Source organism: Tardiphaga sp. 42S5 (assembly GCF_034044155.1).
Classification (GTDB): Bacteria; Pseudomonadota; Alphaproteobacteria; order Rhizobiales; family Xanthobacteraceae; genus Tardiphaga; species Tardiphaga robiniae.
Window position 1 is genome coordinate 1095728 of the sequence record NZ_CP139027.1, and the last position, 25080, is coordinate 1120807.

Sequence of the window (25080 nt, forward strand, 5' to 3'; positions counted from 1 at the left end):
CGCGGATCGTCGGGACATCCCATGGGTATGATCGGTCAACACCTGCTGAACGGCTTGATGCAAGGAACGATCTATGGCCTCGTCGCCATGGGGTTCACCATCTTCTTCGGCGTCATGAACGTGATCAAGTTCTCGCACGGGGACGTGCTCACGCTCGGCGCCTTCGGAGGCCTCGTCGCCGTCTGGGCGGCGAACGCGCTGGGACTGTCGGTGCCGCTGCAGTTCATTGCCGCGCTGTGCGTGGCAATGGCGCTGACCGCGGTGGTCGGGGCCGGCATTTCGCATTTCCTCATCATGCCACTGCGCAATGCGCCGCCGCTCAACATGCTGCTGATGACGATGATGGTCGGTACGGCCATCCGTGAAGCCATCCGGCTGTTCTTTCCGAACGGCACCAATCCGCAGCGCTTTCCGGAATTGCTGCCGGCCGGAGGCTTCAATATCGGTCCGTCGTTCTTCCGCACGGACGCTATTATCCTGATCATTGCCGGCGCCGCCTCGATCGGCGCCGTTTACTGGATCATCAACCACTCCAAATTCGGCCTTGCGATGCGGGCGGTGGCCGAAGATACCGAAACGGCACGTGTGATGGGGATCAATTTCGGTCGCATCATCCCGCTGACCTTTGCATTGGGCTCCATCACCGCAGGCTTCGCCGGCATGATCTATGCGCTGTATTACAGCGAGATCAATTACAGCATGGGCCTGCTGTTGGCCGTAATCGGCTTCACGGCTGCGATCGTGGGCGGTCTCGGCAATATCTGGGGCGCGATCATCGGAGGCTATCTGTTCGCGGGGCTGCAGACTTTCGTCGTCGCTGCGATGCCGTCGATGAGCGACTACAAGAACGTGTTCGCTTTCGTGCTGATCATCGTCCTCATCACCTGGCGACCGACCGGGCTTCTCGCCGAACGCGGGAGCGAGCGGGTATGACGCCGACCTCTCGGACGCTTGTACGGGTGCCGGTGTGGCCGCTGTTTGTTGCTGTGGCCTTCGCTGCAGTGGCGCTCACGGCGCTGGTCCTGATCGAAAACCAGAAATTGCTGGGCGCCGCATTGGCGATCACGGCTGCGGTCTGCTTCTGCGCCGCTCGGTTCGGAGGCGTCGCCGCGACGGAAGTCGCCGCTTCGGAAAATCCCTGGCTGCTGCGTGGCCTGATAACGGTGGCCTCGCTCGCTGTCATCGTCGTGCTGCGCGACGACAATTTCGGCCTGCTGATGCTGGCAACGGTGCTGATCTACGCGACGATCTGCCTCGGCCTCACTGTGCAGATGGGCTATGCTGGCCTGACCAACTTTGCAGCCGCAGCTTTCGCCGGCACCGGCGGATATACCGCAGCGATGCTAGGACGGCAGGGCGGTCTGCCCGATGCGCTGGTTTTGGTCTGCGGCGGCTTGGTCGCGGTCTTCATCGGCTCGCTGCTCATCCTCCCGGTGCTGCGCACCCGCGGACACTACGGCGCGCTGACGACCATGGCGTTCGGCGTGATGTTTAATGTCTTTCTCGATGCGAATGACTTCTTTGGCGGTCCGCAAGGCCTGAAGCTTCCCGGCATCAATTTGTTTGGCTGGGACTTCACCAATGACATCCATATCTTCGGCCTCGTGCTGTCGTCCTATGTGAACTACGTGATCCTGACCGGTATTCTGACGGCGCTGGCGATGATCTTTGTCGGACTGCTGGACCGCTCGTGGGTCGGTGTCTGGTTCGATGTGGTGCGCCTCGATGAGACCGCAGCATCCGTTTTCGGACTAAAGATAGCTTACTGGAAAGTGCTGGCATTCACGATCGGCAACTTCCTGGCCGGCCTGATGGGGGCGGTCTATGCGAAAATGACTGGGTTCATCGCGCCCGCGAATTTCACATTCGGCGACTCGCTGGTGATGGTGTCCATCGTGATCCTGGGCGGCATAGGCAATCGCTGGGGCGTGCTGCCGGCGGCACTGATCGTCGTCCTGCTGCCCGAAAAGCTTCAGTTTATCCAGGAATACCGGCTTATCTTCTATGCCGTTCTGGTCATCGCGATCCTGACCATGCGCCCGGACGGCCTCGTGGCGCGCCGGGTCCGGAAACTGCATACGGAGGCAAGCGCATGACGAGCTTGTCCAACGACGTGCTGCTCGAGAGCCGCGGCTTGACGGTCCGTTTCGGCGGCCTGTTCGCACTTAATGAGCTGAGCATCGACGTCCGCAATGGCGAAGTGCTCGGACTGATCGGGCCGAACGGCTCGGGTAAGACCACGTTTCTCAATGTGATCAGCGGTGTCTATTCCGCAAGTGCAGGCAAGATCTTGCTGGGTGACATCGACATCACCCGCGAGAAGGCTCACAACATCTCGTCTTATGGCCTGTCGCGCACGTTTCAGCGATCGCGCCTATGCCTGTCGCTGTCGGTGTTCGACAATATTGCGCTGGGTGCGCAGCGAACGCTGAACAATGGCCTTTGGCACAATATCGTGCAGCGGAAATCATTCGCCGCGGAAGCGCAGAAAATCGCGGATGAAGCCCGCGAGCTGCTGCATGTCTTCAATCCCGCGCTGCCGGACAAGCTGTTCGATCCGGCGATCTCGCTCGGCATGATCGATCGGCGCAGGGTTGAGATCTGCCGCGCATTGATCGGCAAGCCAAAGCTTGTGCTGCTCGATGAACCGTCTGCCGGCATGACCCATGACGAGACGGATCAGGTGGTGGATGAAATTCTCGGCATCCGCAAATCGCTTGGCGGGCTCACGATCATCATTGTTGAGCACGAGATGGGCTTGATCGAACGCGTCACCGATCGCTGTGTCGTGCTGAACTACGGCAAGAAGATCTGCGAAGGCAAATTCCGTGATGTCGCGGCTGATCCTGTGGTCCGCGAAGCCTATCTGGGGCAAGCATGAGCGGTCATCTCGCAGTCGAGAACATCTTCACCGCCTATGATCGGGCCGACGTGCTGTCCGGCATTTCCATCGACGTGCAGCCGGGCAAGATCACCTGTATTCTCGGTTCCAATGGCGCCGGAAAATCAACGCTGATCCGCTCGATTCTGCGACTGACCCCGCCGCGCGCGGGCTCCATCGCATTCGAAGGCAAGACGCTCGATCAGATGGCAACCCACGAGATCGTCGGTCTCGGGATTGCGTGCATTCCCGAAGGGCGCCGGATCTTCGCGAAGATGACGGTCGAAGAGAATCTTCGGGTCGGAGCCTATCTCGTCAATGCGGAGAAGACGGTCAAAGCGCGCCTTGGCAAGGTGTATGAGGTGTTTCCTCGCCTGAAAGAGCGCGCCAAGCAGCTTGCCGGCACCATGTCCGGTGGTGAGCAGGCGATGGTGTCGATCGGCCGCGGAATGATGACGGATCCCAAGCTTCTGATCATCGACGAGCCATCGCTGGGTCTGTCTCCACTGTTCGTGCAGGAGAACTTCAACATCGTCCGCCGGCTCAACGAAACCGGTGTGACCGTCCTCCTGGTCGAGCAGAACGTCAACCAGACCCTCGCCATCGCCCATTACGGCTATGTGCTGTCGCAAGGCAAGATCATCGTCCAGGGCGACTCCGAGATGCTGGCAAAGAACGAGGAGGTCCAAAGCGCCTACTTCGGTGGAGCGCACTGATCAGAAAGAACGTCGCGTTAGCTGATATGGCTGCCGCATCATAACGAAAAGTCAGACTATCATCTGAAAGGAAACGTCATGTCCTCAACCATTCATGAAAACGCCATCGTCGTCGATGGATTGATCATCTCGGACTTCGGGCGTCCGGTCTTCGAGGACATGCGCAAGGGCGGATTGACCGCCGCCAACTGCACCTGCTGCGTCTGGGAAGGCTTCGAAGCTACCATGCGCAATGTGGTCAAGTGGAAGCGCTGGTTCGCCGAGAACAGCGATATCCTCAAGCAGGTCTACACCACCGCTGACATCCTCAAAGCCAAGGAAGAAGGCAAGACCGGCATTATCCTGGGCTGGCAAAATGTCACCGGCATCGAAGACCAGATAGGCTATCTCGGTCTGTTCAAGGAACTCGGCGTCGGCATTATCCAGATGGCCTATAACACGCAGAACCTGGTCGGCACCGGCTGCTACGAGTCCAAGGACGGTGGCCTGTCCGACTTCGGCCGCGATGTCGTCGCCGAGATGAACCGCCTCGGCATCCTCTGCGACCTGTCGCATGTCGGATCGAAGACCAGTGAAGACGTCATCCTCGCCTCCAAGCAGCCGGTCGCCTATTCGCACTGCTTGCCAGCCGGCTTGAAGGAGCATCCGCGCAACAAGTCCGACGAGCAGCTGCGCTTCATCGTTGATCACGGCGGCTTTGTGGGCGTCACCATGTTCCCGCCTTTCCTGAAGCGCGGTCCGGCGTCGACTGTGGACGATTATGTCGAGGCGATAGAATACGTCATCGATATCTGTGGTGAGAACAGCGTTGGCATCGGCACCGACTTCACGCAGGGCTATGGCCAGGAATTCTTCGACTGGATCACCCATGACAAGGGGTATGGCCGCCGCCTCACCAATTTCGGCGACGTCATCAATCCCGAAGGGATCAAGACTATCGGCGAATGGCCAAATCTCACCGCCGCCATGGAGAAGCGCGGCTGGAAAGCCTCACGCATCGAGGCCGTCATTGGCAAGAACTGGGTCAATCTCCTGAAGACTGTCTGGGGGGCCTGAGATGGGGAAGCCGCAGGTTGACATCAATGTCGATGACCAGACCGGGCGGTGGTCGGTCGATGCGACCAATATGATCTTGGTGCCGCAGCATTTCTATATGAACAACCACTTCGCCATCGAGGCGGCGGTGGGAGCTGCGGAGCTGGAGCGCATTCTGCGGCCGGCCGGCCATCGCTCGGCCTATTACTGGTGCGAGAAGGAAGCCGAATTCCACGGCATGTCCGGCGTCGATGTGTTCCGTCACTATATGCGCCGCATCACGCAGCGCGGATGGGGCCAATTTGACGTGCTCGACGTGTCGCCGGAAGCAGGGACGGCGACAGTGCGCTTGCGAAATTCGGCAATGGTTGATGGCGAGCGCCGCAACAGCGGTCGCAAGGTGTGTTACATGTTTGCATCTTGGCTCGAGGGCTCGCTCGAATATGTTGCCGCAAGTGCCGGTCGTGAGGTCAGGTTGCGGGCGCAGGAGGTCTATTGCGAGGCTGAAGGCGCTCACGATCATTGTCTGTTCAAGGTCGAGCCGGCTTAATTTGAGCCGGCGAAGTCCGTCTGCAACGGTATTGAGACGCGCCTAGCCTGGCTAGCGCAATCAGATCGGCCAAGCATTCAGAAAGTTGCAGTAGACGAGAGGCCTCCGGCAGCGGTGCCGCTGCCTCGTTAGATGCTGCCGCATTTGGGTCACCGTGAGTTATCGCGCGAATAATCGTGGGTCTGTGCTACCAAGGGGCGGCTCGCCGTACGAGTATTCCGCGTAGAACCGTGATTGGAATCTAAAATTTCATGGTGGGCCTCGTGGTGCGTCCACGCAACGACCGCTAGGGGTTCCGCCCTATGGGATTGTCCCGTCTCGGCGCAATCGGTCGATACAAGCGCGTTCGATAGGCTTCTCCGAGATTGTCTTGGAAATATCGTCGAGTACCTTCGAAGCCGATCGTGTCCCGGCTGACCCGAGCTTTGGTGGCCGCGGGTTACCTCGATTACGAACCCGTCGGTGGCAAATATCAGTTGCGTCCGCAAGTTCGGCGGTGGTCACGATCTCATGTGCCTACGTCGGCGCATCGATATGCACGGCTGCATGCATCGATATAGTTTCCGAAGCATAGCAGAGGGGTGCAAGTCAGGCCGCGGAGAAGCGTTCGGAACGCCGCGTGGTGGCCGATCGTTCAATGCCTATGACTTACAGACAAGACCGTGGTTTCTTCTCGGGCTATCCTGCGTGGTGGCTTCGTGGCCCGGCCAGTGGATCCTGTCCCAGCGCGTCGAGCAGGCTCGAGGCCTTCTGATGAAGACCGATATGTCGTTGGCCGATGTCGCACTGGCTTGTGGCTTTGCCGATCAAAGCCACTTCACCCGCGTCTTTTCCGCCGCGACCGGACTGCCGCCGGGGGCATGGCGCCGCGCGACTGGCAATGCAGGTTCCCCAGCGATTTTCTGAAGAAGGCCCACCGATGTCGCGCAGGGTGGTGAAGCCGCGCATCAGGGTCCTTTCAGCCTCCGCGCTGGCGGTAAGGTGGAAATGGCATATGGGCCAGCAGTGCGACTGCAGACGCTCAGTCACAATGAATCGACAGAGCCCGATCCTCAAGAAAGCCCCCACGTTCGTTGTGCGATATGGCAAGCGCCGCAAGCACTGTCCGGTTGTTGATTTCAAGCTTCTGATAGATGTGATGGAGATGTTGCTTGATGGTACCATCAGCAATATTCAGCCGCCGCCCAATTTCTTTGTTCGACAACCCTTCAGAGACCAGGCGCATGATCTGACGCTCGCGCTCTGTCAACACCGCCAGAACACTCTCCGTGATCGCGATACTCTTCTGTTCGGAAGGTATAACGTGATTGACCGCGGGAAGCGGCAATAGCCTTTGGCCAGCCGCGATCTCCCGCAAGGACTGCACCAGGGGTTCGAGCGGCATGTCCTTCAGGATGACACCGTAGGCGCCAGCAGCGGCCGATAAAGCCAGTTGGCGATCTTCAACGACAGCGGCGAAAAAGACGACCCGCGTTGAAAGCCCCTCGGAGTTGGCGATGGCAACGATTTCCAGCCCGGTCAGGCCTGGCATTTCGATGTCTATAATGGCGATGTCCGGCGTTAAATTTCGAATCGCTTCGATACAGCTCGGGCCAGTGCTGCAGCACGCGACAACCTTGAAGCCGTTTTGCGCTTCAAGCACGCTCGTCAAACCTTGCAGAACCACAGGATGGCGGTCTGCGATCACGACACTGGTGCAACGCATGGGCGGTCCTCAGCCTAGCCCCCCAAAACTTAAACGCCACGCTACCCCGAATATTCCCTTCTTAGCCTAATTTTCTGGAGGCTCAAATTCGTTACGCTACATCGCAACGCAACAACGAAAACGCGTCACAACTTTGGGTGGACGTATCTGAAACTATCACTCAAGGATGGATGTCCCACATGACGAAGCACGCACTCCCTCTGCGGAGTCTGCGGTGATCCCCCCCGTTTACTATTATGAACGACATCCCTCAGTACCGGCCCATCGCCTATAACTAAAGGTATATAGGGAGATCGGGAATTCGCATCTAACATTCATAAAATCGTCTCAAACGAGAAGGGAGGCGTCTTCAATTCGACGACGAAATGCTTCTAAAAAGACAGAGTTTCTTGCCGACTGAAAATATTCCAATGCCAAAATTTCTGCCGAAGAAGCGGGGCTTAACCGCCGACAGATCACCAAGAATGAGCTGAATTTCAATCGCTCAGTTTTTTAAATCAGTTGCGTATGGTTGGGAGGGTCGCGATGCGGAGGCAACAATCTTTTTTTACAATTCTCGTTGGGAAAAATACTTTACTCAGAGAAGGTCTTGCCAGGATTTTACGCTCAGCAAATTTTCGTATCCTAGCCTCAGTATCAAGCGTGGATGATTTGCTCCCGGGTCAACCGCAAGCACACCAGCCTCTGCTTCTTATTGCTCACACCGGCGATGATTTTGACGCCGCGATTGAACAAATCGAACTTTTCAGGGACTACCATCCGGGCGGGCGCATTGCGATCGTGGCCGATCATTATCGGATCGACGAACTGGCTTCTGCGTTTCGGGCAGGTGCCAACGGCTACTTTGTCAACGTTATGACCTGCGATGTATTCATAAAATCCATCGAACTGATCATGATGGGTGAAACGATCTTTCCTCCGGAATTTCTATCATCTGTTCTTGCTCCCGAAGGCAGTCACTCAGGCGAGACGGGGCCGCGCGACCAAAACAAGACGCAGGCGATTCTTATCGCAACAGAAGATATGACCACGCCGCAGCTGTCTCCGCGGGAAAAATCAATTTTGCACTGCCTGATTGAAGGCGCCTCCAACAAAAGCATCGCGCGAACGATCCATATCGCCGAGGCAACTGTAAAAGTCCACGTCAAGGCGATCCTTCGCAAGCTCCGGGTCCAGAATCGGACACAGGCCGCGATTTGGGGGATGAACAACGGATCGCTGGCCGAGCCAGCGAACAGCAACTCCCCGCCTTTAGCTGGCGATTCGAAAGGTCGGCTTTCAAATCCCGTTGCGATGATCTCCGAGATCAAGAAAAACGAGACGCCAGTGCCGCTGGGTGTGATCAACCACGAGCCAAATCATATTGAGGTCTCGCGCATCGACGGTCTGATCCGTAAGGGCATCAACGGAAAGATCTGCGGCGCGGCACGAATCGGCAAATAGTCAGCGATTGTTGGCGTAGGCGAGCAAGTCGCGCCGATCGGTGGTTGTCGGAGCGTGGCGCTCGCGCCGGTGAATGATCGAACATGGATACGTGAGGTGCTGACGATCGCGCGTGTTTTTGCGACGCGATTCAATAAATCATTCCACCGATCTTGGCAACGGTTAGTGCGATGTCGCTCGCGCGCGTGAGGGATGCCGGGGCGTCAGTTTCTAACAGGCTTTCTGAAAAGCCGGCTCGTTGCGCTGTCGTCGTCATTCCAAGCGCAGCGATGTCAATCGGGCCTCGCGATATCGCACGCCAGCGATGCAGCCGAAGTCCGGTTCGGTCTGTCTCGTCCCATCATGCACTACTGCGAACTGCAGCGCTGCCTCTGCAATACGTGCGCTCGCGTGCAATCCAACTATCATTGCGACATCTCATGCAAACGCACGAAGACGTGTGGATAGTCAGCGTCTAGTTTTCTCGTCAATGCCATTGCGGTTCGGCCATCAGCGCCAGGTCGGGCCGTCGCGTTGATATGATGAGCGATTGCGCGCTCGGGCAACAGAGGAGGATAATATGAAGGCTGTCATCCAATGCGGCGGAAAGGGAATGCGCTTGCGTCCGCATACATCTATCTTGCCGAAACCGCTTATGCCGATCGGATCGCGGCCCGTCCTCGAGCTCCTGCTCAAATGGCTTAGACGAAACGGGATCAGAGAAGTCTTCATCACGACTGGATATCTGGGCCACCTTATTCGCAGCGTTTGCGGCGACGGCAATCAGTGGAACATGCAGATCGTTTACACGCAGGAAGTGGAACCGCTTGGAACGATGGGCCCGCTGTCACTTTTGCGAGAACAACTCGATACGCCGTTTCTGGTCCTCAACGGCGATGTGCTCACGGACCTGAACCTCAGTCAGTTCGTGAGCTGTCATCGCCGACACCAAGGTCCCCTCACGATCGCCACCGCCACACGTCCTACCAAGATGGACTTTGGCGTGATCGACGAGATGGGCGGTTGCGTCACCGGATTCCGCGAGAAGCCCGAACTGTCGCATCTCGTGAGTATGGGCATCTACTGCATGGATCCCTCGGTGCTGGATCGCATTCCGTCAGGTGTTCCATTCGGCTTCGACGATCTGATGGCCCAGATGCTGGAAGAGGAAATACCCGTGAACGTATTCAAGCACAACGGCATGTGGCTCGACATCGGGCGGGTGGACGACTTCCTTAAGGCTCAGGATATTGCATGGGACGAGCAGTCGCCCCCGGCATTTGTAGCAACCGTCGCGGCCTGACGAAGACGCTGCATGTTACGGCTGCTGCTCGTGCAATCTCAAACGTATCGCTGAATCCGGGATTGGAGATGAACACATGCTATTGGTATCAGAGCCAGTCCTGGGTCCGGACGAGCAAACAGCCCTAGCTTCTGTCATCGAGAGCGGCTGGGTTACGATGGGAGACCGGGTCCGGGAGTTCGAACAAGCGTTTGCTCATCTTCATGAGGCCGAGGATTCGATCGCCGTCGGCTCCTGCACGGCAGCCCTCCACCTCATTCTGCACGCGCTCGGCATTGGACCGGGCGACGAAGTTCTCGTTCCATCGCTGACCTTCGTCGCCACGGCCAATAGCGTTCTCTATGTGGGAGCGCGCCCCGTCTTCGTCGATATCGATTCGGCCGAGATTCCGTTGATGTCGCTGGATGATGCTGAAGCCAAATGCACATCGAGAACAAAAGCGATTATTCTCGTCCATTTCGCCGGTTACCTCGCGCATCGCGACACTTGGCAGTCTTTCGCTCGTCGCAAGGGCCTGCTCCTGATCGAGGATGCAGCTCATGCGCCCGGACTGCCCGCAGTGGGGACCTATGGCGAGGCGGCAGCATTCAGCTTTTACGGCAACAAGAACATGACGACCGCTGAGGGCGGCGCCATTATCGCCCGCAGCCGCGCTTTGAGGGAAACCATCAAGCGAGCACGGTCTCATGGCATGACAAGCAGCACGCGACAGCGCCTCACCAGTCGTCGTCCCGATTACGATGTTACGATCCTCGGATTCAACTATCGTATGGACGATTTGCGCGCTGCCGTTGGCCTTGCCCAACTCAAGAAACTTCCGGAATGGAATGACACCAGGCGACGCCTGTCACTGTGCTATCGTCAGTTGATGGCGGAGCATTGCCCATCGGTGATGATACCCTTCGCGAATCCATGGCCATCGGCGCATCATCTGATGCCAGTCGTCCTGCCGACGGCAACCGATCGGCAGCCCGTAATCGATCGGCTACGCAAGCGCGGGATACAGACTACCATTCACTATCCCGCCGTCCACCACCTGACATTCTACAGAGAACTCTATCCCGATACATTTTTGCCGCGCACCGAGGAATTTTCCCAACGTGAGCTCACGCTGCCGCTGCACCCTCGGATGAACCCGGCCGATGTGGAACAGGTAGTGAATTCGCTTGCAGCCGCACTTGGCACGGAGTTTCCGTTAGGGGCAATCGCGTAGCCATGCGCGGGGCAGCGAACCAGCTCCTGGCGTCAACTCCTGTTACGCAGGTGGGCTTGCGGCGCGCCCTTGATATTCTGTTTGCCGGTGCTGCGACAGCCACTCTCGCTCCTCTCTTCCTGATCGTAGCACTTGCTATCTGGATCGAAGGCGGAAGGCCGATTTTCTTCTCGCAACTTCGTCTCGGGCAAAATGGACGACCATTCCGCATGTACAAATTTCGCAAGTTCAGGCCGGATTGCGACCGGCATGGATGTCCGCTCACAATGGAGGGAGACGGCCGCCTGACTAGGATTGGCCGCATCCTTGCCGCGAGCAAGCTGGACGAGCTACCGCAACTCTGGAACGTTTTGCGCGGCGACATGGCGCTCGTGGGACCGCGGCCTGAATCGCTTGCATTCTTCGACTGCTTTCACGGTGGCTTCGAGAAGCTTCTCGACCACAAGCCCGGTCTTGTTGGTCCGTGCCAGGTCATGTTTCGACATGAAAGCAAGCTCTATCCCGCTAACGTTGCGGCTGTGGATTTCTATCGACAAGTTCTGTTCCCGACCAAGGCGAAAATCGATCTCGCTTATTTCCCGCGCCGAACACTGGCTTCTGATCTCGGCTGGATTGTTCGTGCGGCTTGGGCAATCGCGGTGGGATCGTGGACCGAATACACGCGGAAGAATCAATCGAAAGAATCTAAACAACAAACCGGACATTGACGGCCATGAATTACCTTGGTGCCAGAATTCTCGTCACGGGAGCCGACGGTTTCATTGGCTCGCACCTGACCGAAGCGCTTGTTTCGGCAGGTGCCAACGTTACCGCTCTTGCCCAGTACAATTCCTTCGATAGCCATGGTTGGCTGGACGACCTTCCGGATTCGACCCGAAAGAAAGTCAACTTGGTCCGCGGCGACATCCGCGATGCGGCTTTCGTCGGTCGTCTCGTACCCGGCCACGAAATCGTCTTTCATCTCGCCGCACTGATCGCGATCCCCTATTCCTACGTCGCTGCGCAATCCTATGTCGAAACAAACGTGCTCGGCACCTTGAATGTGCTCGAGGCCGCGCGGCAGTGCGGCACCGAGCGGGTCATTCACACGTCGACCAGCGAGGTCTACGGCACGGCAATAACAATGCCGATCGATGAAACTCATCCGCTGCAGGGACAATCGCCGTACTCCGCCTCCAAAATAGCCGCAGACATGATGGCCGGGGCTTTTGCGAAGTCGTTCGGTGTACCGGTCGTCATCCTCAGGCCATTCAATACGTTTGGGCCACGACAGAGCGAAAGGGCGATCATCGCCGCCATTATACGGCAAGCGCTCGATCCCTCTTGCCCCGCGATCATGATCGGGGATGCAACGACCGTGCGCGACCTTACATTCGTGGCAGATACGGCAGCCGCGTTCATGGCTGCCGGACTGGCCGAGGGCATCGAATACGGCCAGCCATATAACGCAGGTAGTCAGCGGGCGATCATGATCCGCGACCTGATTGATGTCATCGTCGACCTTACTTCCAGCGACAAGCCTGTGCTTCAGGACGAGAAACGTCTGCGACCGACAAATTCGGAAGTGCGAGCGTTGCTCGCTGATTGCACCCGCTTCGTCCATGCAACGGGATGGTCACCGCAGGTCACGCTGCGGGAAGGGTTGGAACGGACAGTTGACTGGTGGCGTTATCGCCTTTCGGGAAAGCAAGTCCGGCGGCAGCGGGATTTCATCACATGATGGCCCCGCTGGGTTATGCCCGAGCTCTCCTGTGCTGTGGCGCCCTTGTCTTGCTCGCTTCCTCGAGACCCGTCTCAACGGAATCGCTCGCAAACGCCAAATTCCTCCCGGCGCCCGTCATGGATTTGCCTGGCTATCTCGCGCCAGCCGCCGACGCATCCCTCGGTACGACCTTTGTACGTGTGACCACGCCTGACGGTCCGATGGGAAACGGCATGGTTTGCAAGCGTTCCTACTGCACCCATCGCTATTCGAGCGCGCAGGCGTGGAACGCCGACCAGAGCCTGCTTTTGATTGTCAACGGCTGCAATGGCCTGTGCTTTCTTGATGGACACACCTATGCCCCACTGTTCCGGCGACAGCGCGGGGGTGAATGCGAATGGCATCCGCAAGATCCGGAGCTCATGATTTGTGTCGCCGGGCGCCGCATTTCGCGATGGTCGCCGCGAAGCAATGCCGAAGACGTAATTCTTGAGACTGAAGCATATCGCGAGCTTCAATTCGGTCCCTACAAGGGCAATCCCTCATGGGACGGCAACCGTATCGTGGTGCGCGCCATCAGCCAACAGGGCACGCTTGTCGCATTTGCGTTGGATCTTTCGGATCGCCGGAAATTTCCCGACATCGACTTGGGGCGAATTCCCGGTAAAAATAACTATTGCGGGATCTCGCCGCTGGGCAAGCACATATTCTGCCAGCAGTCTCTCATTGACTTCACAGATCAAGCATTTGTCTTCAGCATTGAGGGCGATCTCCTGCAGAGCTGGACCGAGCATCACCGGCCCGGCCATGGCGACATGACCGTCGATATCGATGGCCATGAAGTTTATGTAGGTATCAGCAAGTCGGCGCCCGACAAGTATCAGGTCATCAAACGGAGACTCCAGGACGGACAGGTCACGGCGCTCGCTCCCTATGGAGAAGCTCAGCATGCATCGATGCGAGCGATACGCCGTCCCGGCTGGGTCTTCATGAGTTATGCCGGCGCCGCGCTCGCTCCCGCCGGCGGTAAGAAAGTGGCCCCGTTCGCTCAGGAAGTTATCGCACTTAAAATCGATGGCAGTGGCGAGTTTCGACGTATCGCGCATACGCGCAATGCTCCGTATGACTATTGGAGCGAAACGCATGGCTCACCTTCTCCTGATGGATCGCAAGTCATCTGGTCGAGCAACTGGGGGCAACGAGGCGGGCCGGTATTTGATTTTGTTTCCCGCATCGACTGGGCTGATCGAGACAGCGGAAACGACTTAGCGCAAGGAGATCGTCATGAAGGGCAACAGGCGCAGTAAGACTTTCAGCTATGTCCCCATTAGCGTCTGGGCAGGGATCATTGTCTTGGCAGGCAGCGACGGTTGCCTTGGAGCTCAATACAGCCTCTCGCCTGGCGATACTGTCGAGGTATCGGTCGGTGGAGCGCCTGAACAGCGCAATAGAGCTCAGATCCAGATTGACGGCACCATTGCTCTTCCCGGGGTCGGTACGGTGCCGGTTGCAGGTCTGACCCCGTCGGAACTTCAGACTCGCATGGAGACGCTGCTGCAGTCCAGGATTCTGCGTCAGCGCTCACCGGATGGGCGAGAGCAGGCGCTCGTCATCAAGCCTGGGGACGTGATCACGAGCGTCGTGGAATATCGACCGATCTACGTCACAGGCGACGTTCTCACGCCCGGACAGCTGGTGTATCGCGCGTCCATGACTGTACGCCAAGCCGTTGCAGTCGCCGGTGGCTTTAGCCTGTTGCGTTCTCGCGGTCAGGTCGGTGCCATCGATCCGGCGGATCTGTTGCGCGATTACCAATCTTTGTCGACCGAGTACATCAAAGAGTATATCCACGTGATCCGCACCAATGCGGAACTCCAGGGCAATGACAGCTTCGATCAGAAGATACCCAGCGAAGTATCTTTGCCGGCCTCCGTCATCGAGTCGATCATGCAATCCGAGGCGGCGTCGCTAAAGACCGCGCAAATCGACTATCGTAAGGAACGAAGCTTTCTGGAGGATGCAGTCAAACAATCGGAGGCTCAGCTCGTAACCCTCAGGAAGCAGCAGGACGGTGAGGAAAAGGGTGTTCAGGCCGATGAGGATGAGCTGGACCGGGTAGCCAAGTTGTTTGGCGCAGGATCATTGCCAAGCCCCCGTGTTACGGAAAGCCGACGCGCTCTTCTGTTGTCGTCGACAAGGCGTCTTCAGACGATGGTCGAAGTCATGCGGCTGCAACGTCAGCGCGACGACTTCGTGCGCCAGATCGAGCGGGGCGCCAATCAGCGAACCATCAATCTGTTGCGCGAGTTGAAGGATTCAACCGTTCGCATGGCGGACTTACGGGTTAAATTGCAGGCGTTGAGTCAAAAATTGCAGCCTGTCGGTGGTGCGGGAGCACTACCTGTCGGAACCAGCGATCTCCGAGCAGAGGTAACGATCGCGCGAAAGGTCGGCCAGCAGTGGAACAGGATCGTCGCATCAGTCGATTTCGATGTAGAGCCGGGAGATGTGGTCGAAGTTTCGCTGCGCCCTTCGGGAGTGGCCAGCGCATCCAATTGAGCCATTGGCACAAGCGGGGGTACCCACAAAGGATACCGCGCTTACGACCTCTGGCCGGACGCCTGCACAAAACTGCGCGCTGAGGCGCGCATCGCTTTTCCAGCCGACATTTCCTCCATGTCATTCAGACCGCTAGAGGCCCCACGAATAGTAGACTGCCTCAGCCAAATGTGCAGTCGGATTACCCCAATTTGAACATTTACATGGCTCATCGAAATTGGAATGCTTTCCCTCCGATCAATCCTTGTCATTCGATTGAAGTAGTAGGCGAAGGGAATGACGACATGTTGAATTTGAACCAGAGCGCCACATTGCCCGGCGCAATTGCATCGCTTCATCCCTGCAGGGAATCCATCTTCAACATTTCGAATCGTGCTCCCGCTATCCGGCCAGACGCTGATCCAGGCAAGAAGCCCGACCTTGGCGAACAACGTGACGTCCTACACGCGGTTTTGGCGCGTATTGGCTGCGGGCAAGTTCTGCTCAAGCGTGGCTGCGTGCTTGACGTGAGCGCAATCGGGCGTGCGATATTGGAACGCGAATGCAACCTCACTACCAGCCCTGAAACGCTCTACAGCGCCGTCAAGCAGCTGGTGAACCGTGCGGGGGCCCAAATTCCCGTTGGCTCGACATCATGGCTCGCGACTTCCTTCAAGGAGGGCGTCACCAGCCTTGTAAGCCAGATGGTCAATGTTTGGACGGATGAAACCAGCACCATCATTCTGCTCGATCTCGACGCTCATCCAGAGCCGACGCCCCAGGCGCTCCGGTGTTTGTTCGGCTTCACAGCCGCGGAAACCCAGCTTGCAGTCGAATTGGCGCGCGGCCATAATTTGCTCGATATTGCTCGCGCCCGAAGACTGAGCCGGACGACGATCCGCTCACACCTGGCCTCCCTGTTCGTCAAGACACAGACACGGCGGCAGGCGGAGCTGGTTGCATTACTCGGGCGTGTCGCCGTCCTGCCTTCTCCCGGTAATTGAGTCCGACGATAGGCACCCAGGCAAGCCTCCTTGTGCATCCGGGCATAAACACAGCGCAAGTGAAACGGGTCGCCGACAGGCCAGCTTTGCTCCGACGTTTGAACTGAGTCCGGATCTGACGACGCGACGCTTCAGCTTACGTACATCATGCCAAACGCGCTTCGGAGTAATCCTCGTGGTGTCGATGTCTCAATTCTTCAGGATCGCCGAATACTTCCGACGCGGCCGTCATTCGAACGAATGAAGACACTTTGTGATCGCCTCGTAAGCTCACACCGTCCGCTCATACGCGAGGACATCGAAATTCATCTGTAGCCGATTCTCCGGATCGACTGAGCTGCATTCCGATTGCGCCCGAAAGGAATAGCATGACGTTGCATGTGCTTTGTGTGGGAGGCGAGGATCATGCCCTGCGGATCCCATTTCTGGCAGCTTTGCGCAGTCGCGGCTTTCGGGTGAGCGCTGCCGGTACTGGCGCTGCACTCCCGTTCTCAAATAGCGGCATCGAGTATCACCGCTATGACTTCAATAGATTCGGCGCACGGGTTGCTGACCGCCTAGCTGTCGGCCAGCTCTCACAGCTTGTGCGTGGCATTCGACCGGACGTTGTTCAAACGTTCGATACCAAACCAAATCTGCTTGCTCCTCTTGCGGTGAGAGGCGCAATCCCCATTGTGCGCACCATCAACGGAATGGGTTGGGTATTCTCCTCCGCACAGCTGAAAGCTCTTGCATTCAGGCCAGCTTACCTAGCTCTGCAGCGGTTGGCCGCCTGCTGGACCTCGGCAACGGTATTTCAGAACAAGGAGGATAGCGACTTTTTCCGCCGCTATCGTCTGCTTGGCAAAAGCCCTGCTGTACTGATCGGAAGTTCGGGAATCGATGTCGATGCTTTCGACACAGCGCGGGCTCAGGCGCCGTCCACCGCACAACTTCGTACAGAACTCGGACTCGGTGACGACGAAGTCGTCATGACTGTGAGCCGACTGACCGTACAAAAGGGCATACCCACGCTTCTGGATGCAGCGGCGATTGTCCGCGAAGCGCGGCCCCGCGTTCGTTTCTTGCTTGTCGGTCCAAGGGAGAGCGAAGGTCCTTTTGCCGTGGATCAGGCTTTGATTGATCGATACGCACCACACGTAATCGCTCTCGGTGCGCGATCCGACGTTCCTGCGCTTCTCGGAATCGCGAATGTCTTTGCCTTCCCGACGGAGTATCGGGAAGGAATCCCCCGTGTTCTGCTGGAAGCAGGATTGGCGGGTGTGCCTATTGTCGCCACGCGTATGCCAGGCTGCGGCGATGTTGTGGTGGAGAACTGCAATGGCCATTTGGTGCCGCCCCGGGACCCGCGTGCGCTCGCCGCAGCCATTCTCGATCTTCTCCAGGATCCTGCCCGCGCAAAGAGCATGGGACAGCGCTCGATCGCGCTCGTGCGCCGTGAGTTCGACCTGAACGTCGTGGCTGACCGCTACGCCGATCTTTACAGGAAGCTGATTTTCACCGGGAGGCGAAGCGAAGATCCGGCTGCTTTGTCTCGCGACGTCCATGAAGATCGAAGGGTTAGCCAGCACAGCGGGAAATCATCATGATCGCCAATGCGCTTCTTTCTTTTGGCATCGTGCTTACGACAGCTTCACAGCTGCGCCTTCCCGGAATTCCGCTGGGCGTTGGCGAGGTCTGTCTTGTCCTGTGGCTAGCCTTCGTCTCATTGCGGGTCGTCGTTACCGGCCAGATTTACAACGCGACAGCTTTGCTCCGAATCGGTGCGTTTTGGGCCTGTCTTGCACTCGCCCTGAGCATAGGGACATGCGTGGCCTATCTGAGCCAGGAGCTGGACCTTCCCTCGATGTTGCACGACACCTTCGCGTATCTGTTGGTGGCAGCTTTGACCTGCCTCATCGTCGCAACGATGGAAGCCAACGCTGCCCTACGTCAAACCCAATGGTTCCTGCTCGCTTTCTGGAACATCGCACTGGTCCTTCAGATCGCTGCGGGCTGGTCCATCATCAGCCTGCCGTCGGTCGATCCATGGTATTGGGATCGATTTCGAGGCTGGGCGGAGAATCCCAATCAGATCGCTCTCTATTGCGCCGTTTTGACGCCGCTGTCTCTCAGCCTTGCCCTATCGGCCAAAGGGTTTGGCCGCATAGCGGGATCATTCAGTTGCCTGCTAACCTTCGCCGTCGGGCGCCTGACCAAAAGCGATACATTTCTTGTTGCGATGGTGATTGCCACCGCGATCTTTTCTTTGCTGCGTTTGCGCAGTTGGCTGACCTCGCCACAGCACAGACTAAATTTCCGGTCGGTGGTCGCGGTTCTGGTCGTCGCCGCCGCCGTCCCTCTGGCGCTCGCATTAGCACCGTATGCCGTCGCGACCGCCGATGAGTTTGAAGGTCTGGCAATCAGTCTGGCCAAGGACCGTGGCGGCGAGGCAACGAAGCGCACCGCGTCCCTGCGACTGCAACTCTGGGAAGATGCACTCCATCGAGGGCTGGAAACCGGATCGCTCGGGCTGGGGCCAGGCCCGCATCTCGAGAAGCCGAACGTCGCCAATAACAAGGCGCTTCCAACTCCTTTCGAAGCCCATAGCACACTGCTGGATATATTTACGCAAGGTGGCCTGCTCGCTGTGATTGCCGTGTGCGGCCTCTTCGCAGGCACGTTCATGCTTATGTTCCGAGCGAAGCTCGATGCCTTGGCAGCATTGTTCGCTGCGCTGGCCATTTTCAGCATCAGCCATTTCATCTTGCGTCATCCCATCGTGTGGTTCGCGTTTGCTCTCAGCCTGATCCTCGGATCGGCGCGCCCGGCGTCGCCGCACACGCATATCGGAAGCTAGATCATGTGTGGAATCGCCGGAATTCTTCAGATGCCACAAGCTTCCCGATCCGCCGATCTGGATGCGATCGGCCGAATGACGAATCGTTTGCACCATCGCGGACCCGATGCCCACGGTTCGTGGTGCGATCGTGACGCCGGGATTGCATTCGGGCATCGCCGGCTCTCCATCGTTGACCTCACCGACGCGGGGCGACAACCGATGCTTTCCGAGAGCGGCCGATTCGTCATCACATTCAATGGTGAGATCTACAATCATCTGTTGTTGCGACAGGAGCTTCAACGCCTCGGCCAGAACTTCATCGGCAGCAGCGATACCGAGGTCTTGCTCGCGATGATCGAGAGATGGGGATTCGAGGCTGCCCTGGCGCGCTGCAACGGCATGTTCGCAATCGGCCTCTGGGATCGGCAGACCCGTACGCTCCATCTGGCCCGCGATCGAATGGGAAAGAAGCCCCTATACGTCGCCAGAACGAGAAATGCCGTTGTCTTTGCTTCAGAACTGAAGGCGATCGACGCGTTCCCCGATTTCGTTGCGGAGGTCAATCCGCGCGGGGTCGCTGAATTTCTCGCCCGCGGCTGGCTACCGGATGAACATTGTATATGGAAAGATGTCTTCAAACTTCCGCCCGGCAACATTCTATCTTTCGGCACCGATGAACTTCGGGCATCTCGGGATGCTGCAGCGCTTCGGGCAAAGGCGCGCATTTGGTGGTCGCTGACCGACATCGCAAAGCACGGCCGAAGAAACCCCGTTTCCGCTGACGATGGCGAGCTCGTGTCGCATCTTGATGGCCTACTTCGCGAGGCTGTCGGTGAGCGCATGGTTGCCGACGTGCCAATCGGGCTGTTCCTGTCCGGCGGCATCGACAGTTCAACTGTCGTCGCCCTGATGCAATCCCAATCCACCCGGCCCGTCCGCACGTTCACTATCGGTTTCGGCGAGCCCGCCTTCGACGAAGCGGCCAGTGCCGCGGCCGTGGCTCGTCACCTCGGCACGGACCACACGGAGCTACGTCTCACTCCCTCGGAGGCCATGGATGTCATTCCCGAACTGCCCCGTATTTGGGATGAGCCGTTCGCCGACGAATCGCAGATTCCGACCCTGCTGCTATCTCGCCTCGCCCGCCGGGATGTAACTGTTGTCCTCTCCGGTGACGGCGGAGACGAATGTTTTGCTGGATATTCCAGGCATCTTTTGACCGCCCGTCTAGCTCCCCTCCTTAACTCCAATCGAGCACTTCGGCGAACGGCGGCAATGGGTGTGTCATTGCTCGCCCGCGGTTTGCGGGAAGACATCGCTGACGCGTTGCCTCTTCCTGGCCGCCTACGACGGATGATCGGAAGCGACCGGGTCAACCGCCTTGCACAGCTGTTTGCAGGCAATGACGCCGACGACATGTACCGGAAAGTTATGCGGCTTTCCGAGCTGCAATTGACCCCGGAACAGGTAACCGATTCGGCTAAGGTGCCACCGTTGAACGATCTTCTATCCGACTTCATTGTGCGGGACATGATCGGTTATCTCCCCGGCGACATTCTGGTGAAGCTCGATCGCGCCAGCATGGCGACAGGCCTGGAAGCGCGCTGTCCAATTCTCGACCATCGCGTCGTGGAATTCTCCTGGCGACTGCCGAACACGGCCAAGGTGCGCGACGGACAGGGCAAGTGGATCTTGCGGCAGGTTCTCAGCCGTTACTTGCCGCGCCACTTGATAGATCGACCCAAGCAGGGCTTCGACGTGCCTGTTGGCGCCTGGTTGAAAGGCCCCCTGCGCTCATGGGCTGCAGACCTGCTCTCCGAATCACGCCTTAACCGCCAGAATTTGCTGGACGTACAACGAGTCCAGAGCTGCTGGCAGGATCATCTGAGTGGCAATCGCGATCACTCGCGAATGCTATGGGCCGTCCTGATGTTGCAATCATGGCTAGGAATGATGGTTGAACAGAGTACGTGCCGATCGGCAGATACCCTCGAGCCCGCACAGTAGAGGAACGAGCTATGGAAGCGTTAGTAGGAAGACGTATTCGATCCCTGCAGGCTCTTTCGCCGGATATGGCAGAGGACGAACTTGGGCGGCGCCTGACGGAACAATCCCTGGCTTCAAATGACGGTCTTCAGTCTTTGAATCGCGTGCTGGATAGCGTGCGGAAGTACAAGCGACTTGTCGTCAGGATGATTGTCATCGGTGCCTTGCTGGCTGGAGTAGCCGGCCTTCTTATGTCTCCTTCATATCTGGCGACGGCGCAACTTGCTGTTGACGTCCGACAGTCCGGCGCAGTCGATGCCTTGAATGCCGGTGGCGCATCTGCAGCACCTACACCGGCCGCCGAGGAATCCACCATCGACACACATGTCACGGTGCTGCTTTCCGACGCCTATCTACGGAGGCTTCTCCCAACGCTCCGCGCTCTCGAGGACGCGAGGCACGGTGCTGAAACGGGGTCACGAACGTGGATGCAAAGCTTGCGCACGCTCTTTCGTCGTACATGGTCAGCGACCAAGGAGCTACTACTTGGCAAGAACCACGAGCCCGACGACGGGTCCGCTCTCGCTGCGCTAAAGCGTAGCCTGAAGGTTGGCCAGGAGCGGCGCTCCAGGATCATCGCCGTTACTTCTACGGCCGCCAATCCGCAACGAGCGGCGGAAATCGCCAATGCGGTGGCACAATCGTATGTCGATGAGGTTGCGCGGCAGAAGCAAGGCGATGTGGAATATGCTTTGAGCTCCATCGCGACACAGTCATCCAAAGTTCAGCGCGACCTGGCAAAGGCCGAGGAGGAATTAAAAGCCTCCCGTCTCGGCCAGTCCTCTCCCTCACGGGACGCCGCGCTGGAGTGGCAGGTCACAACGCTGGCGCAACAGTTTGAAACGCTCCTGCGGCGACGGCAGGAGCTCACCGCAAAAGGTCTGACCGCGCAATCAGACGTCAGTATTCTCGCCACGGCCACGCCGCCAGAACGACCAACCTCATTACACCCGCTACTTATGATTCCTCCTGCGGCAATTATCTTCGCTCTGCTGGCTTGTGTTCTCGCAGTCGTATTGAATCACTTCGATCGGACCCTGCACACGGAAGCCGACGCCGCTGAAGCTCTGCGTATTCCATGCGCCGGACTGATACCTTCGATTCCACTGGAGCCAGGCAAGCAGCCGCATTATGTTTTGGAGGAGCCTGCGAGCCACTATGCCAGAGCAATCCGCTCCATTCTGGTATCCATACTGGCCTCCGACCCGGCAACCCCACGATCACAGCGTGTTGTCCTCGTCAGCTCCAGCATCGGTGGGGAAGGCAAGACCACACTTGCATGGAGCCTTGGTCTTTACGCTGCCCGGCTCGGGTGGCGCACTCTACTCCTTGACTTTGGCCAATTCACTCGTCGACCGGGTGGCGAGAGCGCCAACTTACTCAGTGTACTGGCGTATGGCCGTCCACTTGCAGACGCGATCGAACATATCCATGAGTCCGGAATTGACTACCTGCCCGCCACATCGTTTGGGGGACATCGGCTTCGGATTCTCGCCGACCCCAAGATTCCTTCGTTGCTCCGACAGCTGAGCGACACCTATGATTTCGTGATCATCGACGGACCTTCGCTGCTGGAAGCCCCGGAAGCAAGACTTCTGGCAAGTTGGGCTGACCACGTTTTGCTCGCCATTCACTCTGGAAGCACCGATCGTGAGGCGGCGCAGACCGCGCTGCATCAACTTGTTCGGACAGAACATCTCAACCCTGCCCAGAACACGAGATTCTCGTCGGTCTTAACTCGCGTCGAGCCGCTACAGCAGGACCAGTTCGGTGAGCGCGCACAGCAGCTGGTCAAGAGGACTTGGGGCGCACTCTGCCGGCGGTCGAAGAGAGCAATCACGTGGCGAACGTGGCGCGGAGACGCAATCGAGCTGAAACGCTCCGGATCACCCAAACTGAACCCCCGCAATTGGTTGAGAAGCGATTGAGGGCAGCATGATTATCGAGACCTTCGGTCCACCAGGCGCTGGCAAAACAACCTTTAGTCGGGCACTCGCTCAACGCCTGCGTGACCGCGGGTATGAAGTCGACCTCGTACTTACGTTGCCGCATCTATCCAATCATCTTCTAAATTTTGGTGGATTTCTTCCAGCGCTGCAGCGCGTCACTCTCGCGATCTTTGCCACCATCGCAATCTTGTGCCGTCCTGTCGCAAATGCCCGAGGGCTACGTCTGGCGAAAGAGTTGCTCCGACTGATGCCACCCGACAATCCCGTTTGGTGGATCAGGCTTAGCCAATACGTCGTTCGATTTTCCTGCGTGTGGAGAGATTCGCACAAGCCCGATCGCATCGTCTTGTTCGACCAGGGATTCGTGCAGATCGTTTGCACCTTAGCCCTGTTTAGCCGAGCAGACGAGAAGACGATCGCTCATGCAATCGGTATGAGGACGCAATCAGATCTGCTGATCCGCTTTGATGCTCCAGAGGAACTGTTGGAACAGCGCCTCCACGAGCGAGTACGCCAGAAAACGTACATGGAGAAATGGTTCGAACCCGACGTAGGTACCTTTCTCAAGGCAAAGCCGATTACTGACTACGTTGGCTCACTGCTCGCGGCCGAGCATCAACAGATGATCTGCATCAACTCGCTCGATCCCAGCCTGATGTCCAAGGCTCTCGATCGTATCGAAGAGGAAGTCTCCAGCAAGTTCAGGCCCGACAGAGCGGTCGGTTTGTCACCTGGGGCAGCGGACGACAGCTTGGAGCGCTGTGCGGAGAAATTCACGCCACCTTTGCCGGCGTCCGAGACAATCGGAACTTTCACAGCTCAGGCTCAACCCGAGCTGGCTCGGCGCATGGCCAGCGCAAGCCTGTGGGCATTCGTTATCTATGTTGGCGGCGCCGGGCTGACGTGCGTAGCTCAACTTGTCGTTGCCCGTACGATAGGAGCGACGAGTTACGGTATCTACTCATACGTCCTGGCCTGGACGACCCTTCTCTCCTACATCGCGGGACTCGGGTTCAACACGGTTCTGCTGCGATATGTGCCGGCCTATAGCGCGACCGGAAAGTGGCCATTGGCGCGGGGAGTCATTCAATTTGCATTCGGACGATCATTGCTGGTCGGGATGTTGATTGCGATTTGCGGAGTCGCCACCGCACTATTCCTGTCGGAGACGCTTCATCGGGAGCTGACTGTCAGTCTGGCGGTTGGCATGGCGACCGTCCCATTGGTCGCACTTTACGTTCTCGGTTCTGCTACGATACGCGCGCTGGGCGGCGTCATTTCGGCAATTGCGCCCGAACGCTTCGTTCGGGACGGCCTTATGGTCGTGCTGCTTCTGCTTGCCGTGGCGCTCAACGTCACGCCAATCGATGCGACAACGGTTCTGATCGCTTTGATGGCAAGCTCTGCCGTCACAGCAGCCATCGTCGGACTGAGCATGCGGAAGCTTTGGCCGCCACAACTACGCTCGGCGGTGCCGGCTTATGCACCTCGCGACTGGTGGCATCTCGCCTGTCCTGTCATGATCTTGATTGGAGTTGAGGTTCTCATGAGCCGCGCCGGCGTGATTATTCTCGGCTGGATCGGCGATGCTCACGAGGCCGGCATCTTTGCGCTGGGTTTGAATTTAGCTCTTTTTCTTGTTCTCCCGCGTATGGCAGTAGGAACCTTCTTTTCGCCAAACGTCTCGAAGCTTCACGCGCATCGGAATGAGGCAGCACTTCAAAGTTTGTTTGCCCGAGCAACTGTCCTGTCGCTGGCTGGAACAGTCGTGCTGGCACTTCCACTTTTGTTGCTGACGGTACCGCTACTCCGCTTTTTTGGCGAGGAATTCGTTGCAACAGCTCCGGTCGCCCAAATTCTTGTCGTCGGACAGATCTTTGCTGCTGCTACTGGTCCACAGCAAAATCTTCTGACCATGATTGGGCACGAGCGCGCAGCTGCCGCAATCACAGCGATTGGAGCCATCATGAACGTTGTCGCCTGTGCGATCGGCATTGCTTTCTTTGGAGTGATGGGTGCCGCCGTTGCGACGGCCGTGACGAATGTAGCCTGGAACATGGCAATGGCGATCTACATCTACAAACGTGTGAACATGACGGCCGGCCTGCTCTTTGCCTTTGTAGAGTTTCGTCGGCCCGCCGCCGCTGAATAGCTCGGTAATTGGATAGAGGCCGGAAAATTGGTGCAGCCCTATC

21 protein-coding genes are annotated in these 25080 nt (G+C 57.9%); 20 read left to right on the forward strand and 1 reads right to left on the reverse strand.

Annotation, left to right across the window (positions count from 1 at the left end; genetic code table 11):
• The first annotated feature begins 21 nt into the window (after positions 1 to 21).
• From SFY93_RS05195 to SFY93_RS05225, 7 genes are all read left to right on the forward strand, one after another.
• Complete coding sequence (locus tag SFY93_RS05195; protein WP_320446277.1) at positions 22 to 933, forward strand: branched-chain amino acid ABC transporter permease; 912 nt, start codon at positions 22 to 24, stop codon at positions 931 to 933.
• Positions 930 to 2096, forward strand: coding sequence for a branched-chain amino acid ABC transporter permease (locus tag SFY93_RS05200; RefSeq protein WP_320446278.1), 1167 nt, complete (start codon positions 930 to 932; stop codon positions 2094 to 2096). Before SFY93_RS05195 ends, SFY93_RS05200 begins: the two co-directional genes overlap by 4 nt.
• Entirely contained in the window at positions 2093 to 2881 is a 789-nt protein-coding gene (locus SFY93_RS05205) for an ABC transporter ATP-binding protein (protein WP_320446279.1), read from the forward strand. Before SFY93_RS05200 ends, SFY93_RS05205 begins: the two co-directional genes overlap by 4 nt.
• A complete protein-coding gene (locus SFY93_RS05210) occupies positions 2878 to 3597 on the forward strand; it encodes an ABC transporter ATP-binding protein (RefSeq protein WP_320446280.1) in 720 nt (239 codons plus the stop codon). Before SFY93_RS05205 ends, SFY93_RS05210 begins: the two co-directional genes overlap by 4 nt.
• A gap of 78 nt (positions 3598 to 3675) precedes the next feature.
• The gene (locus SFY93_RS05215; protein WP_320446281.1) at positions 3676 to 4653 is read left to right on the forward strand and encodes a dipeptidase; all 978 of its coding nucleotides are present in this window, start codon (positions 3676 to 3678) and stop codon (positions 4651 to 4653) included.
• Between the two features lies 1 nt (position 4654).
• Positions 4655 to 5182 (forward strand): DUF5943 domain-containing protein, encoded by a 528-nt coding sequence (locus SFY93_RS05220; RefSeq protein ID WP_320446282.1) that lies wholly within the window; start codon positions 4655 to 4657, stop codon positions 5180 to 5182.
• A 753-nt stretch (positions 5183 to 5935) separates the two neighbouring features.
• Positions 5936 to 6088 (forward strand): helix-turn-helix domain-containing protein, encoded by a 153-nt coding sequence (locus SFY93_RS05225; protein WP_320446283.1) that lies wholly within the window; start codon positions 5936 to 5938, stop codon positions 6086 to 6088.
• Between the two features lie 115 nt (positions 6089 to 6203).
• On the opposite strand, the gene SFY93_RS05230 is transcribed toward SFY93_RS05225, so the two are convergent.
• Positions 6204 to 6887: a LuxR C-terminal-related transcriptional regulator gene (locus SFY93_RS05230; protein WP_320446284.1), complete on the reverse strand. Its 684-nt coding sequence runs from the start codon at positions 6885 to 6887 to the stop codon at positions 6204 to 6206.
• A gap of 642 nt (positions 6888 to 7529) precedes the next feature.
• Here SFY93_RS05230 and SFY93_RS05235 point away from each other — a divergent pair.
• From SFY93_RS05235 to SFY93_RS05295, 13 genes are all read left to right on the forward strand, one after another.
• Entirely contained in the window at positions 7530 to 8330 is an 801-nt protein-coding gene (locus SFY93_RS05235) for a LuxR C-terminal-related transcriptional regulator (protein ID WP_320446285.1), read from the forward strand.
• Positions 8331 to 8889: 559 nt separating this feature from the next.
• Positions 8890 to 9612 (forward strand): sugar phosphate nucleotidyltransferase, encoded by a 723-nt coding sequence (locus SFY93_RS05240; protein WP_320446286.1) that lies wholly within the window; start codon positions 8890 to 8892, stop codon positions 9610 to 9612.
• A gap of 76 nt (positions 9613 to 9688) precedes the next feature.
• Positions 9689 to 10825 carry a DegT/DnrJ/EryC1/StrS family aminotransferase gene (locus tag SFY93_RS05245; protein ID WP_320446287.1) on the forward strand — a complete coding sequence of 379 codons (1137 nt, stop codon included), beginning with the start codon at positions 9689 to 9691 and terminating at the stop codon, positions 10823 to 10825.
• 2 nt (positions 10826 to 10827) lie between these two features.
• Positions 10828 to 11532, forward strand: a complete 705-nt coding sequence (locus SFY93_RS05250) for a sugar transferase (protein ID WP_320446288.1) — start codon at positions 10828 to 10830, stop codon at positions 11530 to 11532.
• A 5-nt stretch (positions 11533 to 11537) separates the two neighbouring features.
• Complete coding sequence (locus SFY93_RS05255) at positions 11538 to 12545, forward strand: SDR family NAD(P)-dependent oxidoreductase (protein ID WP_320446289.1); 1008 nt, start codon at positions 11538 to 11540, stop codon at positions 12543 to 12545.
• A 119-nt stretch (positions 12546 to 12664) separates the two neighbouring features.
• Positions 12665 to 13834: a hypothetical protein gene (locus tag SFY93_RS05260; RefSeq protein ID WP_320446290.1), complete on the forward strand. Its 1170-nt coding sequence runs from the start codon at positions 12665 to 12667 to the stop codon at positions 13832 to 13834.
• Complete coding sequence (locus SFY93_RS05265) at positions 13812 to 15086, forward strand: polysaccharide biosynthesis/export family protein (protein ID WP_320446291.1); 1275 nt, start codon at positions 13812 to 13814, stop codon at positions 15084 to 15086. Before SFY93_RS05260 ends, SFY93_RS05265 begins: the two co-directional genes overlap by 23 nt.
• Positions 15087 to 15370: 284 nt before the next feature.
• On the forward strand, positions 15371 to 16069 hold the full coding sequence (locus tag SFY93_RS05270) for a helix-turn-helix transcriptional regulator (protein ID WP_093757979.1): 699 nt from the start codon (positions 15371 to 15373) through the stop codon (positions 16067 to 16069).
• Between the two features lie 368 nt (positions 16070 to 16437).
• The gene (locus SFY93_RS05275; RefSeq protein WP_320446292.1) at positions 16438 to 17658 is read left to right on the forward strand and encodes a glycosyltransferase; all 1221 of its coding nucleotides are present in this window, start codon (positions 16438 to 16440) and stop codon (positions 17656 to 17658) included.
• Positions 17655 to 18908, forward strand: coding sequence for an O-antigen ligase family protein (locus tag SFY93_RS05280; RefSeq protein ID WP_320446293.1), 1254 nt, complete (start codon positions 17655 to 17657; stop codon positions 18906 to 18908). The genes SFY93_RS05275 and SFY93_RS05280 overlap by 4 nt, the downstream gene beginning before the upstream one ends.
• A 3-nt stretch (positions 18909 to 18911) precedes the next feature.
• Entirely contained in the window at positions 18912 to 20897 is a 1986-nt protein-coding gene (asnB, locus tag SFY93_RS05285) for an asparagine synthase (glutamine-hydrolyzing) (RefSeq protein WP_320446294.1), read from the forward strand.
• Positions 20898 to 20908: 11 nt separating this feature from the next.
• A complete protein-coding gene (locus SFY93_RS05290; RefSeq protein WP_320446295.1) occupies positions 20909 to 22864 on the forward strand; it encodes an AAA family ATPase in 1956 nt (651 codons plus the stop codon).
• 7 nt (positions 22865 to 22871) lie between these two features.
• Positions 22872 to 25037, forward strand: a complete 2166-nt coding sequence (locus SFY93_RS05295) for an oligosaccharide flippase family protein (protein WP_320446296.1) — start codon at positions 22872 to 22874, stop codon at positions 25035 to 25037.
• The last annotated feature ends 43 nt before the right edge of the window (positions 25038 to 25080 follow it).